Source organism: Synechococcus sp. N26, assembly GCF_900473975.1.
GTDB lineage: Bacteria > Cyanobacteriota > Cyanobacteriia > PCC-6307 > Cyanobiaceae > Parasynechococcus.
Genome location: NZ_UCNM01000012.1, coordinates 17,347 through 32,898, shown reverse-complemented (window position 1 = coordinate 32,898; position 15,552 = coordinate 17,347). Strand labels below are relative to the sequence as shown.

Sequence of the window (15,552 nt, the reverse complement as noted above, 5' to 3'; positions counted from 1 at the left end):
AAAGTCAGTAAGCACCTCGATCCATCGGCAGGAGCAACACGCCAAATGTGCGCAGGATGATGGCAAAGTCCAGGCCAAAAGAGCGACCACGGGCATAGGCCAGATCAAGCTTGACCCGTTTCTTGTAACTCAAGTTGTTTCTGCCACTCACTTGCCAAAGGCCGGTTAAGCCAGGGCGGACTGAGGCAACTTCATCCATGTAAGGGCCATAACGAACGAGTTCTTTCGCGACGATTGGGCGTGGACCGACCACGCTCATCTCCCCACGAAGAACATTCAAGAACTGTGGGAGCTCATCAAGACTCGAGCGGCGCAGGAAACGGCCCAGGGGAGTAATTCGGGGATCACGTTTCAACTTGAAGTCACGCTCGAACTCAGCACAGAGCGAGGAATCTGCCTCCAGAACACGCGCAAGAACTGCATCCGCATCAGCCCGCATGGTGCGGAACTTGATGCAGCCAAAACGCTGGTAGTTCCTGCCCACCCGACGCTGAACGTAAAACACAGGCCCCGGTGAACTGAGCTTCACCAATCCCGCCAGAAGCAGCAACACTGGTGAACCGACGCTGAGTACGGCGAGTGAAAAAACAATGTCTCCGGTGCGCTTAAAGACTCGGCCCCAACGGTTCTGATGGCGGATCAGCGTGCCAGTCGACAGATCCGATGGCGGGGCTGAGATCAGCGCAAGGTGCGGCTTGTACTTGCCACGGCGAGCTGCACGCCCTGCAGACTGAATCAAGGATGGCCGGGAGGCCGAGGTCAAAGGCTCAACCTGGGACTCACCACACTCAACTTCACAGGTGCAGCCCTGACATCTCAGCAGGGTCACTCGCTGCAACGGCACAGCCCCGCTGATGAGCGCTCCAGGCTGTTTGCAGAGCCGATTCAAAGCGCGCCACGAAGGCTTCCGGTCTGAAGCGCTCGGCCCACGCACGAATGGCTTCTGCATCCAGAGAACGCCAAATGCGTTCTTGTTCAAACCACTCCAAGGCCTGCACCAACGACTCGACGCTTTGTTTCGGGAACAGCACCTAAGTCGGCTCAGAAATCCCGGCAGCCGCACAACGCACCGTGTCCAACAAACCACCCCCCCCAACCCAATCAACGGAGCTTCGGACGCCATTGCTTCCACCGGAGCAATGCCGAAGTCCTCCAGGCCTGCGCAAACAAATGCCCGACAACAGGCCATGAGCTCTTCCACCTGCTACTGGGACTGACGGCCGAGCAAGGTGAGCCTGAGACCAGCCAGAGCCTTCAATCGCGCCTTCTCCGGACGATCCCCCACCACAAGCAGGGGTAGACCCGAGCGATTGAAGACTTCCACCACAAGATCCACCCGCTTGCATGAGACCAAATGAAACAGACAGAGGTAGACGTCGAATCGATCGGCATTCCAGCGAAAGCGCTCTACCTGCACGCGGGGGTGTGTGTGTGTGTGGGGGGGGGGGGAATCACGCTGGCCTCCCGCCCCCAGTACTTGCGGATTCGACGCGCCGTGAAACGGGAGTTGGCAATGAAGTGATCTACCCGCTGAGCACTGAGGTGGTCCCATTGCCGCAGAGCATGCAACTGCCATCGAATCAAGGGGCCCAGACCACGCCGAGGCAGCGCCGAACGCTGCAGATAAGCGTGCAACTAGTCCCAGGCGTAACGCACGAGTGTGTGCACATAACTGATGTGCAGCTGGTCAGGAGCCACCAGCACACCCTTGGCTACCAGGTGGCTGCTGCTGATCACCAGCTCAACAGCGCCAAGATCGACCTGTTCGAGGGCAAAGGGCAGCAGCAGCAGATACTGCTGCACAAGGCAGCACCCCCACAGCAGACACTGAATCGGGCTGGTGAGGACGAATCGTCCGTGCAATCAACTACCCGGCTGTCGAGATTCGGCGTCAATCAGGGCCGCCATCTACGGCTCGAAGCCGAGGCTGCGCAGTAGAGAATCAACCTCTTGAACAACCTGTTCTGCACCACCGACAGAACGAGGTGAAAACCACTCATGAACCAGAGCGATGCGCTGCGGGAGGTGATCCGAAGCCGAGGACATCCCTCCGGGATGAAGCGAACACTACGAAGTCTCTCAGCTCATTGCAGGAGCAGGCCAAGCTCACGATGCTGGTGCACATGTCCAGCACAAACATCACCATCAACATCCTCCTGGAGGAGGCGTTGAATGAACCGGACATCGGCACAACGAGCCGATTCCGTTGGCATGCCACAGCGGTAGGCATAGCAGCACTCTGGATTGAGAGCGCTCCGCCATCAACACCGCCCTTTGAGGACGCACTCAAAGAAGGGCTCAATGTTGGGCTCGACCTCAGCCGAGAGGAACGAGAATTTCATCAAGTTGAACAGGGGCTAGTTCTGCTGTTTCATTCATAAAAACAGCACCGGCACCTCCACCAAAAGGCCAAATGGATACGTTCAAAGTTCTAGTAGTTTGCAGAAAGCTATTAATCAACTTGGCCAATTAACTCTTAATCAAGCAATCTCTTTATTCAACGATCAATAAAGACATAGTGGGCGAAAGCAGACTCCAGACCCTGACGCACTTAGCGAACCAATACAAACTTATTTCCCGAAATCGTCGGGATTTCCTACACCAAATGAATGCGCAGGTCACGAACGCGTACGGACCAGCCTGAACAACCCATCTCACGATGGAAATCGGTCTGGAGCATTTCGAGTCGTGCGCAATCAGGAAGGTTCCGAAAGGTACAAGAAAAGGCAGAGCACTGATGAGTGCCCTGCCAACAGAGAGTTCTGAGATATTTAGGTCCACTACCCGTTGGGGGTCATATACACGCCATGCGATCTTCCATCCACGGGGTGAACTCCTGCTCGTTCCAGACGACCGTGCGAGGGAGAAAGATGGAGAAGATGCCACCAAGCGCGAGGGACAAAAACGGTGCACTCTGAGTCAGGTTGAGGCTGGACGGTCAAGATCAGGATTTGGTCGATAACCCTCAGGTCATTGGCATAGGAGAAAAGCTGAGGTTGATCGCTGCCCTGGATGGATGAAGGCAGAGGATTTGGCGGTATCCACCCAGTCAACGCTTCTCAGCAGGATTCAATCTATGTAGCCAAAAAACAAGGAACTGTAATTGGCCGGAAAATCATTTAAAGATTCCATTTGTTGATACTTATCTAGCTTCTAACAGTTTCTTGAGTGCTAGCATCGAAGGCATAAAAGTTCACGCCAATCATCAATCTATCTTTTGCGCCGCCATAGCAAGAAGAATGCCTTCGTGTTGCAGGTACTATTAATATCATCCCTTTTTTGGGCAAAATCTCGATCTCTGGTTCATACATCTTTAATATTCCCGGCTGATCACAGCTTTGATCGCCAGGATCTATGTAGTAAACAAGGCTATACTTGTGCCTGAATAAATTAAATTTTTTGTCCTGAGAACCGAGGTGTCGGTGAGGAGTTGTGCCCGAGCCTGCTTTGAATATATTGAAAAATGAATCATATTTTAATGAGCAGCATTCTTTTTTGAGAAATTTTTCTATTATGTTTTTCAAATCGGCTTCAAGCTTTTTGATTTGCGGGGAACTGTGGGATAACAGCTTAAAATCAGTGCAGAAGCCTGATCCATTTCTTGCATCAATGGTCTGCGAGAGCTTGCGGGTTCGGATTGCATAGAGCTCGGCGATCAATTCATCTTCAACTTCTCTATAAGTGATTTTGATAAGAGATTTTTTCTCTTCTGTTGTTGAAACTTTGACTGCTCCTCTTGCGAAATTGCGGGAATATTCACTTTCTAGTTTTGCAACAACAATTGACTTTATTTCAGCATCTTTTGGGGTCGTATTATTTTTCCACATACTTTCGGTGACAGGCAGATTTTTAATAAGCTCAAGTGCACTACTATAATCTCCTTTGCTAAATCTGCAGGCCGCGATTCCTCTTATAACAGCGTCTTTTTGCTGATTTGCCAGGTCTTTTGCTAAAACAAACTCTTTCTCTGCTTTTTGGTGATCTCCCAATTCAAAATATATTTCACCTAAATTAAGATGCGCATCGGGGTTTTCAGGTTTAAGTTCTAGCGATTTGAGAGTGGATGCAAGAGCGCTATCAAGGTTGCTAAGACCTTTATAAATACAGCCCAGGTTCATGTGAGCAGTTGGGTTATCTTGTTTGAGCTCTAGTGACTTAAGAGTGGATGCAAGAGCCTGATCAAGATTGCCGAAATCCTTGTAAAGACAGCCCAGGTTCATGTGAGCAGTTGGGTTATCTTGTTTGAGCTCAAGTGACTTAAGAGTAGATGCAAGAGCCTGATCAAGATTGCCGAGATCTTTGTAGATGGCGCCTAGGTTCATGTGAGCAGTTGGGTTATCTTGTTTGAGCTCCAGTGACTTAAGAGTAGATGCAAGAGCCTGATCTAGGTTGCCGAGATCTTTGCAGATGCCGCCCATATTCATATGAGCATCAACAGAACACGGATTAAGTCTTATTGCTTTTAGCGTTGCCTCAAGGGCACCATCTAGGTCGCCAGCTTGCCATTTTAGGTATCCATTCCTTTCGAGATAACTGCTGTTGGCGGGTGAGATGTTGATTGCTTGGTTCGAGAGGCTAATGGCTTTTTCTGGGTCTTTCTCCACCAATAGAATTGAATAATTATGAAGAATATCTGAATTATTTTGGCTAATATCTGTTGATCTTTTAAATAGATTTAAGGCTCTTTCATTATTGCCTAGTGCTTTCTCAACCGTTGCCAAGAATCCAAGGGCAAAGCTGTTTGCCTTGTCAGCTTGCAAAGTTTTTTCTAGACCAATCTTTGCACCTTCAAGGTTCCCTTTTTGGTATTCAATGATTGATTGTTTGAATGCCTCTTCTGATCGTGATCTACTCGCATCTTGCTGGATACCTTTTATATGTCTTTGAGGCTTTCCAAATCTAGACATTCGCTACATAACTCTTGAATCATCTTATGTCGTTCAAGGGCTATCTCAGGCCCTCACCAGCCCATATTCACATCAAGTCTTTTGACGATCAAGTTTGCCTTGAATGTACGGGGTTGGGTTCGCTCATCCATACCAATCCATGATTCACAGTGCGATTCAATCTGTAGAACCAGGCACCTGGGCACTTTATTTAGTACAGACGAAAGTGCCGGTCCAGGAGGAGGCGCTTGGTAGAGGTGATCAAGAGGGTGCCAATCGATCTCAGAAGCAAAAAGGAATGGATTCATCCCCGCTTAGTCTTGTGGGTTGTGCACAGATCTAACAAATACAGAAGTCATTGATCTGAACTGGGACTGTGTCTATTTGCTTGCGATCGAACCAAAAAGTTGAAACCATACAAAAAAACAAAGTAGTGCATGCTAAATTGAATTAATAAAACCATTCACGGCTAAATTGAAACAAAAATTACTCGCTTCTCTCTGTTTTGCAACTTCTGTATTGTTGCCAGTTAATCCTGCATTGTCCCAACAATTCTATCTTAACGCAAACTGTATTTCACAGATTCAAATGGAAGAGACTTGCAACATCAGCTTCATGAGAAGGTCACTATCCGCAAGGTTCACGAGAGGAACTGCAACTCGTATTAATTACAACAAAATCAACGCCTGGAACTATACAGACTCCTCCAAGTTAAAAATGGATACTGAACTTGCTGCCAGAATTGGAATCATTGGCTTATTATTCAAGAAAGTGGTACACAGACATGTATTTAGCATCAATTACCGAGACAATTTTGGAGACAAGCAGTCGTTAATTGTGAATTTTAATGATTCTCAATACGTCAATCCCATGCTTGCAGCACTTAGAAGAAATAATGCAGAAGAAGAGATTAATTAACGCTATTTCTAGCAGAACCAAGGGCTTGACAGTCCTTGGTTCTAGTCACTGACCATTGTAGTCAGCATAATTTATTTAATCCACCTTGCTGGAAATAAAATCTACGGATTGGTAAATAGCATCGTAAAGAGCACCTTTAGCGCTTGCGCTCATGCCTCCAGTCGACATTGATCCCCCATATGAGTAAGAAAATCCTGAAGATGTCTTTGCATCTCTAACAGCACCTTCGAACCTTCGAGCACCAATAATATCTTCTTCAAGAGTACTTATAATATCTATTTTAATTGTTACGGTAGCCGATTGAACTGTTTTGGTTCTGTTACCAGCAAAAGCTCCAAAAACGGGAATCATAACAGCAGGATTTACTGAAGTAGAGGTGCTGCTTGAGTCAGTCATATTTAGAATAACAGGTCTAATAATGTACTTAACCCCCATACCCTTACCAATTTCCATTAGCTCAGGTATAAATGAATCATTTGTCAAATCAGCTCTATTAAGACCCGTTTGCCCAAACTTTTTGTTCATGGCAGAATTTACTTTAAACCACGAAACTGTCGTAGCTCCAGATTCCCTCATTGTGTCATTAAGAACCTCTGTAGCGAATTCATTTGTTGTCGTAACGGCCCCCCCAGCTGAACCATACTGTTGAGAAGAACCTGACTTATCAAACACAGGCATCACTATAAACTTACTTTTAGTTAAAAATCTGATGCTTCTCAAAGCATCTTCGGCAGATTGCTCGTTTTCAGAAGAAACAGAAGACCTTTGTGAATTATTAGAAGTGGTTTCTCTCTCCCCTCTTGCTTGAGATATAAGGACGTCTGGAAGTGTTTGTGCAAAACCAGCTTGGGGACATGCCAGAATTGCTACAGAAAGAAAAGCTGAGCTAAGCTTCACGGGTTTCCGGAGACTGAATGCGAATCTATCATCTTTTAGTCCGCAAGCCAATTAGAGCATTCTTGTGCGCTTCATTCATGGCTTCAATAATTAGCCTTGAGAATGCTTCGGCAAATATGGGTGACTCAACCCAAGGTTCTGCGCTTAAAATCGAGGCTCTTTGCACAATTGCCAACAAATATGAGGTTTGCCATCCACAGATAAGGAAAGACAAGCTCATTATTAATTTCCCTACAGAGCTGGTCGTAATCAACAGGGAGGATATTGAATCTATAAAAGTTTATGACTCACGAAAGCGAGAATTAATAAGATTCAATCAAAAAGTAGGTGACGTAGATTTTGCAATCTCTTTTGATGACGGGTACGGAATAAGAACAGGTTTTGTAAGATTCAAAAATAACAAATCTGCAGAGAGATTTAATAACTATTTGAATCTTTTGATCCTTCGTTAAGCCCTATCTCTTGAATCTTGTAGGCTCTAACTCCTTTCGATCTCTATCTTCCTCTAGAACTAATATCGATGCTTTCTTTGTTTCACCGTATAAGCTTTCCTGGTCATGCCCTTTTTCATGTCTCCTGATTTCCTCAGCAGATCTAGTTTCCCCCATGCCTAGTCCTGTTACTTGAAACATTTCTGATGCAAATTTCTTTGCAGGCTTATTGTTTTTAAATTGAATCTGTAGATAGGTTTTCTTACCTTTTTCGTTGTATCCACTAACAATAAAGTCGAAATCATGATTTTTTGCGAAGAAACCCACTAGCCCTACAGGTCCAAGAACAAGTGTCGTAGCAACTCCTGTACCAACTGATGTAGAACTATCACCTGCGCCGCCCCAGCTTGTCACCCTTCTGGGTGGAATAACTCCATATGGGGATATGATTTTTTCTGGAGTAACAGTTACTCTGCACTCAAAGCCACCGCAGAGGGCGTCGTAAATACCTGCTTTAGCACTGCTAGAAAGAACTAAAAATGAGAGAATTAGTGTTGAAAACGGAGCTATAAATTTCACCTTAATTTTTCATTTAAAATCATCCTTGCCATAATAGCACACTTTCGCTTTTCTTCGTGCTTCGGCCAGTTAGTAAGAATATCTTTTTGGAACTAACAAATTTAGAATATGTTTTTGGCGGTGGCTGTGAGGGTTCACCCTAGAATTAAACGTGACGATAATTTGGCCGAAATTGTTGAAAGTATATTATTTAATCAACTCAGGCATGTATCTACTAAGGAAAAGAGTGTTTATCAATTTCACTCTCTGACGCACCTGAGCGAAGCAACACGAACGTTTTTTCCGAAATCGTCTGGATTTCTTACACCATTGCCTACACCAAAAGGATGCGGCAGTCCACGAAAGCCTACGAACGACTCTGAACAACCCATCTCACGATGGGAATCGGTCTGGAGCATTTCGCGTCGTGCGCAATCAGAAAGGTTCCGCAGGGCACAAAAAAAGGCAGAGCACTGATGAGTGCCCTGCCAACAGAGAGTTCTGAGGTATTTAGGTCCCCCACCCGTCGGGGTCATCTGGATGCCATGCGGTCTTCCATCCATTTGGTGACCTCCTGCTCGTTCCAGACGACCGTGCGGGAACCCAACTGGATCTGCTTTGGGAAGGTCCCGTCCCTCATGGGGTCAAATCGGCGTATCCGAGGCAGACCCGAGAGCGTGAGAGGAACCCAAGAGTTTCCGAACAGGTCTATCGAGAGCAAATAAGAGTTGAGGCGACAATCTCCACCACAAGTTCGCCGTGATCGATAACAAAACGATGATCACAGGTTCGTTCAACTGGTCTCCCTCTGCTGCTCACACCAACGACGAAACCCTGCTGGTGATCCACTCACCTCAACTCGCCAAACACTTCACCCGTGAAATGGATCGCCTCTGGGACACTGCTGAACTAGGAATAACACTACACATTCAACGCAACCTCGACCATCAAAAGATTCGATGCGGGGCTGGGCTGGGCTGGAGAGGGACCAAGAGAAGTGCGAGAGGAGGGGAGCGTTAAAAATTTAGGCTTGCTACATAAATTTATTTACAACCAAGGTATGTATTCGATGCATTTTTCTTTACAATTATGCAGGCATGATTTATAAATGTTACCGACCTGATCATACCACCAATCTGATTAATAGCATTTCTAGCCCAATTTGTCCTAAGATCTCGCAGCAGAAAGTTTCCAGAACTAGCAACGAACATACTCAAGTCAAGCATGCATGAAAATGTATCCTCTGTTTGATTTTCATTTGCTAGATTATGCTTTTTTCTTAAATCTACCCCAAATGATGTGTGGATGTCTTCTATTATATAAATACCCCCTTCGCAAATAGATGGGAATATAGTCAAAAAGCAGTCCTTTTGATCTTTCCATTGGTGAGATGCATCATCTATAACGATATGCCAATTCTTTGATTCGCAAAATGATTTCAAAAGGGAAGTATTGGATAAATCCATTTCGATCGTTTCAATACTTTTATCACTAACTCTTTCCAGTGCATTCTTGTTTTTGTCAATTGTTATTATCCGTGTTCTTTTAGGCATGTACTCGCGAAACATATTAACAGAAGCCCCTGCATTCCAAACTGGACCAACCCCTAATTCGAGCAATATTATTTCAGCTCCGTTAATCAATGTTATTTCTTTGATTAAACCCTGAATAAATGATGAATATACCGGCAAGTAGTTATGACCTCCTGCTCTAATACCATTAGGCTCAAGTCTGCCAATTGAAGCTTTGTCAGTGTTATGCTTAATACCAATAGAATCCAGACTTTTCATCGCTGCAGAAAATAGACTTTATTATTATAGCATATACTTACAAATGTAGAAGTTCCTCTTTCTATGTAGATTAATGGAGATCAATGCCGATAAATTATCCAAGGTGCTTGACCCTAATCAAAAATCGATTCGAAAAACTCAGTCTTTTACTCAGCCAATCGACAAACCTAAGAAACAAATTCAATGAACAGCTCCATAACACAGCTACTCTCTCGAATGCACAGCAGCGATGTGCGCACCGCCTCTTCATTAACCACCTCCAAAATCAACGCCTCATCACCCGACAACGCCTCCTCTGCTCTCACCTTCACCGCCAAACCAAATCCACCTGCTCCTCCACCCACTTCAATCCGTCCCTTCTTCTCTCCATCCGTCAACAGCACAACGCCGTCTGTTCCCACAAGCTCGATCCCTTCAATCGCATATCCCTTCAGCTCCTTGTTGCCCGATAAGTCGTAGCCATACACACGCGCCTCATCACATGCATCCACCTCCACCACAATGGGTTTGGGACTTTCAGGGTCCTAACGGCACTTACTCAGAACGGAGAGGGTGAAAGTCGATCCCAGACCCTGACGCACTTCAGCGAACGCCTACGAACGATTTTTCCGAAATCGTCGAGAAATACCCTACTAATTACCCTACGACCGTTTCGCGGCAGTCCACGAACGCCTACGAACGACCCTGAACTGGGTCATCTGGATGCCATGCGGTCTTCCATCCACTTGATGACCTCCTGCTCGCTCCAGACAACCGACTTACCACCAAGTTGGATCTGCTTGGGGAAGGTTCCGTCCTTCATACGGGCATAGATGAAGGTCTTACCCATCCCTGTCATCTCCAGCACCTCTGCGAGGCGCAAGAAACGAGGTTGAGCTCTATTGCCTGATGGCATGGCGAAGGAGAGAAGAGTCCTGATGACAGAGCTCTTCTTTCAAGCAAGCCAGGGCTGAGTAGCTGTTCGTAGCCCTGTTACTTCTTAGGTCTGCATAGGAGGAACCGTATTGTCACCCCAATAGCTCCACATCTGGTTGTTCATCGCTGCTGTTGAGCCATCTCCAGTCGTCATGTTTTGGATCTGACTGGTGCTCAGTTTGCCTCCGGTGTAGATCGCCTCCAAGGCGCCTTTGGCGTAGATGCCGATGCCGGATACCCCTCTGGCGGTGACATTCTCTTTAAAAGAGAGGTCTTGGGAAAAGACACCAATGATCTTGATCTGGTCTTTGGCATCCAGACCCTCGATGAAGTCGGCTTTCTCGCCGTTGGGGCTGTTGCCTGAGGTGCCGTACCACCAGTTGTTGAGGTGTTGATCGGACTTAATCGCGATCAGGTCTATGGAGCCATCGCGCTGGTCTTTGTAGGTGTTCCAGCCGAAGTCACCGTGGAGCTCATCAGAGCCAGCACCGCCGGTGATGATGTCTCGACCATTCCCACCGTGGATCAGGTCATCACCATCACCGCCATCGATAATGTCCCAACCGGCAAGACCCCTGAGGGTTTCACCGCCGGCACTTCCATTGAGAACAGAGCCTTTAGGCACTCCGTCCCAGGCGCTCTTGTTGAGCTGCCTGCCCTGGACGAGTTCACCGCCACCTTGTTTGGCTTGAACGACGCGGTTGATCTGGACCTTGTCGCTCCAGGTCTTCTCAATCACGTCCATCAACTTGGTGTCAGTGACGTCCTGGGATAAGGCGCTGATGGGTGTGGCGTCCCAGAACCACTGACCAACAATGTCTCTGGCTTTGACGGTCTGATCAACGCGGTAGATGTTCCAACTGCTGAGATTGTTGTTGGAATTGACGGTGGTCGTTGCGTTGTTGGAGTTATAATAATTGTAGGTGATGTTTATCGTGTTATTGATGATGAATTGATTGTCGTTTTCAAGGGTTCTGGTGGGCTTAGATTTGCTTTCATCGTCATAAATTAGTACCCTCCCCTGAGCTAGAGAGCGATCTCCGTTCTGCACAAAAATATTAAATGCTTCTGTCTCTTGCTGCTTTACGTCGTCGTCATAAGTTTTTATATATCCGTTGACATATTCTTGATTAGATTTAAAAACTATGTCTGTATAGGCATATTCATACCTATCCCAATGAGCCTGCTTAATTTCATCTTCCCACCATTTTCCGGCATAAGCGTAGTAAGCTGTTCTGAATACTTTTGACAGATCTCCTATTCTTCTGAGTGTAAATTCCGCTGTATCACCCTCCCAAACACTAGACTCAATTACTTCAATTCTTGTTGAGTCAAGTGAGTCCTTGATAGTGAGGGTGGCAGATCCGTTCTGAATCTGTGCTGGCACAGCGTCTGTAGAAGATGCGGTTAATGTGAGAGTGATCGCTTCGTCAAATTCGAGTTCAGTATCTTCGATCGTGACAATATTAACGGTCTTTGAAGTCTCACCAGCAGCGAATGTAATTGTTTTTGTCTTCTTCTTGTAGTCATCTCCAGCAACTGCTGATCCATCAGAAGTTGCAAGGATCAGTGTTTGCTTTGTTGAAGTGCCACCAGTACGCGTAATTTTTATTTTTCCTTTTTCTCCTTCCTCGACTTCTGCGTCGCTTATCGAGAAGTAGGAAAGGGGAATCTCGGCTATTCCTTTACCCTCCCACCAGGGTGCATTAGGTGGAATTTCATTTGTTGCAAGCATGTCAGTATCTCCGCCTCCACCATGACCATCCCAGAAGTGGACATAGTTTCCATCTGTATTAAAAACAGGTTGCATCCATGACTCAAAATTATATGCTTCACCGCTTTCCCAGTTAAATCCATGTTTGCCCCAGCCGCCTCTGCTTCCATCAGCATTGACTGGACCCGTGTTATCTGGGTCACTTAAACCAATCCACCCTTTAAAGTTATTTTCTTGAAGGAAGTTGAACTCAGCTTCTGTTGTTACCGAAGCTAAATATCCACCCAAGTTTTTAGAAGCGGTCGCTGCTTGGCTCCAGCTTGGACCATAGATGGTGGTGTAGTAACTGCTCCCGCGGATCACACCCATAGAAGCTGCGAGCCGTGGCTCGCCCAATACTTGCGAGAATCTTAAGACGCATGGGTCTCGCGAATGCGTTGGTCTTTATGCCCACTCCCGCTAAGCCTTTGCCAGCCGATGGAGCTCAGCCCTGCTCAGCGCGCTAGGCAGAAGCCATTGCCCCTGTACTGAGATCCGCTGGGACAGGACGTCCCACTGCTGCCTCCAGCGCGGAAGAACTGATAGTTCGGCTTTGTGGCTCTGCAGAATCCACTGCCGCGGTATTGGGAGCCAGAAGGGCAGGAGGTTCCACTGCTTCCGCCTGCTCGGAACATTTGGTTCGCCTGGGCAGGAAAAACTAAGAGCGAGAGGGCTCCTGCGCAGACCAAAGCAAGATCGAGGCGCATTGGCTTGATTGGGCTAGCTCCCAAAAAGCTAATCCCCCGAAACCGACTGCAGCACAGTCAATTTCAGGGGACGAAGCTACTAAGAATGATTCTCAGAAATACGGAGAGGGTGGGATTCGAACCCACGAGGGTGTTACCCCTACACGATTTCGAGTCGTGCGCAATCAACCGGACTCTGCCACCTCTCCACACGCCCTCAGGCGTCCCCGCAGTTTAAAGGCCGACGAACCGGGCACCTGCTCCATGCTTCAGAAGCCAACAGCACTGGGGTGCGGAAGGCTTGAACCCCAGCCATGTTCCGTTGATTAGCTGCCGGGATTCTGATCGCTGCCGATGCTGCAGTGCCCACAAGGCATGAAGGCTTGGGAGCAGTTGCCAGCGCTGATGCCTTACCCGCATCACAATTGCTCCAGAGCGAGGCTGCAGGCGCTGCACCGATAGTCCATCGCTCCGAGGCACCTGGCTGATGGCGATTGGAGCTTGACCTTGCTGGGGAGCCTCAACGCGATGGGCCAGCGCTTGCCAGCAGGCCAGCACGTCCGTGGCCACAGGATCCAAAAGCAGCACCCAGTCCAGACAGGCGTGGCCGTGCACGGCTGGGAGTCTCTTGGCCATTCGGCAACTGCGCGCATCGCCATGGGTGCTCACAAGAGCGGCACGCCCACGATGGCGAGCCAGCAACAAGTGACGATCAAACCGCTCCACCGTCTCCAAACCATCGCCCAACTGCACCAGGCCGTGGAGAAGAAGGGCGGTTGCCAGGGGGATCAACGACCAGCACCCGCGACAGGGCCCTGCCCCCAGCAACCAAGGCAGCAAGCCCAGCACCAGAGTGGCCAGGAAACAGCCCCGCCGCGGTCCCACGGCCTGTTGCAACCGTTGAGCAACATCGCGCCGCAGATCAGCCAACGGCGTCCATGGAAGCTGGAGCACTTCGATGCTCTCGACCCGCAGCTGACTCCAACTGCCTTGGCGGGCCAGACGTTCTGCCGATCCCAGCAACAGCGGGTGTACCGCTGGCAGCGGACGCCTCAGCACCCCGTAGCCTGGATAGGACAGCCTGCAGAAGGGGTGCAGGGCAATCAGGCAACTGCTGCTCGGTTCGACCCTTAACCCCGCGATCCTCGACTCGATCCACCTCCAACAGACCGGAGCAACCCGAGGGAAAACGGCGCACATTGGCAAGCAAGCGACTGCTGATCGCCACGACCGCCGGTGGCGTCTGAATCAGGCGAGATGGATCGGCTCGGCTCGGCGTCGGCGCCCCCCACAACACCCCTCGAAGCACAAAGAGCGCCAGGAGACAGAGGGCAATGGCATCAGCAGAACGACGTCGACGCAGAAACCATCAGGCCGCTGTCTCGAGAGTTCCCCCTTTCAAGAGCGGGAAACCAAGGGCCTCCCGTTCCGCCAGCCAGGCCTCGGCCACCTTGCGGGCCAGGTTGCGGATCCGACCGATGGTGGCGGTGCGCTCCGTCACGGAAATCACGCCACGGGCCTCCAGCAGGTTGAAGGTGTGGCTGCACTTCAGAACGAAATCCAAGGCCGGTGCCGGCAGCTGCTTCTCGATCAGATCTGCCGCTTCCGCTTCATAGATGGCGAACAACTGCTTGAGCCGCTCGGGGTTGGAGGCCTCAAAGTTGAAGTGGCACTGCCCCTTTTCAAACGGCAGCCAGATCTCGCCATAACTGCGCTCGCTGTTCCAGCTGAGGTCCCAGATGCTTTCCACGTCTTGGAGATACATCGCCAGCCGCTCAAGCCCGTAGGTGATCTCAATCGAAACGGGCTTGCAATCGATGCCGCCGCATTGCTGGAAATAGGTGAACTGGGTCACCTCCATGCCGTCGAGCCACACTTCCCAGCCCACACCCCAGGCGCCGAGGGTTGGGGACTCCCAGTTGTCTTCGACGAAACGGATGTCGTGGTCAGCGGCCTTAATGCCCAACGCCTCCAATGACGCCAAATAGGTCTCCTGGATACCATCTGGGGATGGCTTGATCAGCACCTGGTACTGGAAATAGTGCTGTGCCCGGTTGGGGTTGTCGCCATAACGGCCATCGGTGGGGCGACGGCAGGGTTCGGGATAGGCCACGGCCCAGGGCTCAGGGCCAATGGCTCGGAGCACCGTGTGGGGGCTCATGGTGCCGGCACCCTTCTCGGTGTCGTAGGGCTGCAGCAACAGACATCCCTGATCTGCCCAGAACCGGTTGAGCGTGCTGATGATGTCTTGGAAATGCACTGGGCCGGGGCGTCCTGGGTTCCGATTCTGCCCAGTGGCCGGTCAGCCCTCCAAAGCCAGGCATCGGTGCAGGTGCGCGATGGCGTGATGGCGATGCGGATTGTTGCCGCTGGGACCAATCATTCCGAGCCAGAAACTGCCATCCCCCTGAAACACCAGGACGGGCTTTGCACCCCCCTTGCCATGGCAATCCAGCAAGGACATGCAGAGCTTTTCAGCCACCTCCAGTCCCTTGGGGCGCTGGCGCAGGCGACGCAACAGTGGATCCACCTGCGAGAAGGAGACGAAACAGGCGCGGTCGGAGTCGGTGATCAGGATCAGGCCATCCAGCCACTGCACTTCCTGAAGCAGCTCTTCAATGCGGGGCAGCAGCTTCGGCAGCGGAAACGCCAAACCGGAACCTCCCCTTAACGTTCTCTTCAGCTTTCCTACGTCAGCAGCGGGGTTTGTCGCAAGCG

At 49.4% G+C, this 15,552-nt stretch carries 15 protein-coding genes, 1 tRNA gene and 2 pseudogenes; 4 read left to right on the top strand and 14 right to left on the bottom strand.

What is annotated here, in order from left to right; translation table 11 throughout:
* Positions 1 to 4 precede the first annotated feature (4 nt).
* A complete protein-coding gene (locus DXY33_RS11345; RefSeq protein ID WP_115132973.1) occupies positions 5 to 763 on the bottom strand; it encodes a sugar transferase in 759 nt (252 codons plus the stop codon).
* Positions 764 to 794: 31 nt separating this feature from the next.
* Positions 795 to 2,046, bottom strand: a pseudogene (locus DXY33_RS11340) (glycosyltransferase).
* A 65-nt stretch (positions 2,047 to 2,111) separates the two neighbouring features.
* On the opposite strand from DXY33_RS11340, the gene DXY33_RS11335 reads away from it, so the two are divergent.
* A complete protein-coding gene (locus DXY33_RS11335; RefSeq protein ID WP_115133048.1) occupies positions 2,112 to 2,381 on the top strand; it encodes a hypothetical protein in 270 nt (89 codons plus the stop codon).
* A 765-nt stretch (positions 2,382 to 3,146) separates the two neighbouring features.
* Here the strand turns inward: DXY33_RS11335 and DXY33_RS12555 are convergent.
* Positions 3,147 to 4,907 (bottom strand): tetratricopeptide repeat protein, encoded by a 1,761-nt coding sequence (locus DXY33_RS12555; RefSeq protein WP_170951051.1) that lies wholly within the window; start codon positions 4,905 to 4,907, stop codon positions 3,147 to 3,149.
* Between the two features lie 453 nt (positions 4,908 to 5,360).
* Between DXY33_RS12555 and DXY33_RS12095 the strand changes: the two genes are divergently transcribed.
* On the top strand, positions 5,361 to 5,804 hold the full coding sequence (locus DXY33_RS12095; RefSeq protein WP_136975470.1) for a hypothetical protein: 444 nt from the start codon (positions 5,361 to 5,363) through the stop codon (positions 5,802 to 5,804).
* 75 nt (positions 5,805 to 5,879) lie between these two features.
* On the opposite strand, the gene DXY33_RS12090 is transcribed toward DXY33_RS12095, so the two are convergent.
* Complete coding sequence (locus DXY33_RS12090; protein ID WP_136975469.1) at positions 5,880 to 6,701, bottom strand: hypothetical protein; 822 nt, start codon at positions 6,699 to 6,701, stop codon at positions 5,880 to 5,882.
* 77 nt (positions 6,702 to 6,778) lie between these two features.
* On the opposite strand from DXY33_RS12090, the gene DXY33_RS12085 reads away from it, so the two are divergent.
* Positions 6,779 to 7,153 (top strand): hypothetical protein, encoded by a 375-nt coding sequence (locus tag DXY33_RS12085; protein WP_136975468.1) that lies wholly within the window; start codon positions 6,779 to 6,781, stop codon positions 7,151 to 7,153.
* A 3-nt stretch (positions 7,154 to 7,156) separates the two neighbouring features.
* Here the strand turns inward: DXY33_RS12085 and DXY33_RS12080 are convergent, their stop codons facing one another.
* Together DXY33_RS12080 and DXY33_RS12890 are read right to left on the bottom strand one after the other, a co-directional pair.
* Positions 7,157 to 7,711: a hypothetical protein gene (locus DXY33_RS12080; RefSeq protein ID WP_136975467.1), complete on the bottom strand. Its 555-nt coding sequence runs from the start codon at positions 7,709 to 7,711 to the stop codon at positions 7,157 to 7,159.
* A gap of 511 nt (positions 7,712 to 8,222) precedes the next feature.
* Positions 8,223 to 8,411, bottom strand: coding sequence for an AlpA family transcriptional regulator (locus DXY33_RS12890; protein ID WP_256377213.1), 189 nt, complete (start codon positions 8,409 to 8,411; stop codon positions 8,223 to 8,225).
* An 11-nt stretch (positions 8,412 to 8,422) separates the two neighbouring features.
* Here DXY33_RS12890 and DXY33_RS11320 point away from each other — a divergent pair.
* Positions 8,423 to 8,710 (top strand): annotated as a pseudogene (locus DXY33_RS11320) (phospholipase D-like domain-containing protein); the annotation flags it as partial.
* 23 nt (positions 8,711 to 8,733) lie between these two features.
* Here the strand turns inward: DXY33_RS11320 and DXY33_RS12075 are convergent.
* The 8 genes from DXY33_RS12075 to DXY33_RS11285 all read right to left on the bottom strand — a co-directional run bounded on the left by DXY33_RS12075 (position 8,734) and on the right by DXY33_RS11285 (position 15,487).
* Complete coding sequence (locus DXY33_RS12075; protein ID WP_136975466.1) at positions 8,734 to 9,480, bottom strand: class I SAM-dependent methyltransferase; 747 nt, start codon at positions 9,478 to 9,480, stop codon at positions 8,734 to 8,736.
* A gap of 167 nt (positions 9,481 to 9,647) precedes the next feature.
* Positions 9,648 to 9,977 (bottom strand): hypothetical protein, encoded by a 330-nt coding sequence (locus DXY33_RS11315; RefSeq protein ID WP_170951049.1) that lies wholly within the window; start codon positions 9,975 to 9,977, stop codon positions 9,648 to 9,650.
* A 197-nt stretch (positions 9,978 to 10,174) separates the two neighbouring features.
* Positions 10,175 to 10,375: an AlpA family transcriptional regulator gene (locus DXY33_RS11310; RefSeq protein WP_115132970.1), complete on the bottom strand. Its 201-nt coding sequence runs from the start codon at positions 10,373 to 10,375 to the stop codon at positions 10,175 to 10,177.
* A gap of 84 nt (positions 10,376 to 10,459) precedes the next feature.
* Positions 10,460 to 12,478, bottom strand: a complete 2,019-nt coding sequence (locus DXY33_RS11305) for a Calx-beta domain-containing protein (protein WP_115132969.1) — start codon at positions 12,476 to 12,478, stop codon at positions 10,460 to 10,462.
* Between the two features lie 478 nt (positions 12,479 to 12,956).
* Positions 12,957 to 13,043, bottom strand: a tRNA-Ser gene (locus DXY33_RS11300).
* Between the two features lie 25 nt (positions 13,044 to 13,068).
* Positions 13,069 to 13,857: a hypothetical protein gene (locus DXY33_RS11295; RefSeq protein ID WP_115132968.1), complete on the bottom strand. Its 789-nt coding sequence runs from the start codon at positions 13,855 to 13,857 to the stop codon at positions 13,069 to 13,071.
* Between the two features lie 346 nt (positions 13,858 to 14,203).
* Complete coding sequence (gene glyQ, locus DXY33_RS11290; RefSeq protein ID WP_115008732.1) at positions 14,204 to 15,094, bottom strand: glycine--tRNA ligase subunit alpha; 891 nt, start codon at positions 15,092 to 15,094, stop codon at positions 14,204 to 14,206.
* 42 nt (positions 15,095 to 15,136) lie between these two features.
* Positions 15,137 to 15,487, bottom strand: a complete 351-nt coding sequence (locus DXY33_RS11285) for a hypothetical protein (protein ID WP_115132967.1) — start codon at positions 15,485 to 15,487, stop codon at positions 15,137 to 15,139.
* Between the last annotated feature and the right edge of the window lie 65 nt (positions 15,488 to 15,552).

Bases quoted from the DNA above. Each gene is read 5' to 3' on its own strand.
- DXY33_RS11305 (WP_115132969.1), bottom strand. From the start codon at position 12,478: ATGGGTGTGATCCGCGGGAGCAGTTACTACACCACCATCTATGGTCCA.
- DXY33_RS12555 (WP_170951051.1), bottom strand. From the start codon at position 4,907: ATGTCTAGATTTGGAAAGCCTCAAAGACATATAAAAGGTATCCAGCAA.
- DXY33_RS12075 (WP_136975466.1), bottom strand. From the start codon at position 9,480: ATGAAAAGTCTGGATTCTATTGGTATTAAGCATAACACTGACAAAGCT.
- DXY33_RS12085 (WP_136975468.1), top strand. From the start codon at position 6,779: ATGGCTTCAATAATTAGCCTTGAGAATGCTTCGGCAAATATGGGTGAC.
- DXY33_RS11310 (WP_115132970.1), bottom strand. From the start codon at position 10,375: ATGCCATCAGGCAATAGAGCTCAACCTCGTTTCTTGCGCCTCGCAGAG.
- DXY33_RS11335 (WP_115133048.1), top strand. From the start codon at position 2,112: ATGCTGGTGCACATGTCCAGCACAAACATCACCATCAACATCCTCCTG.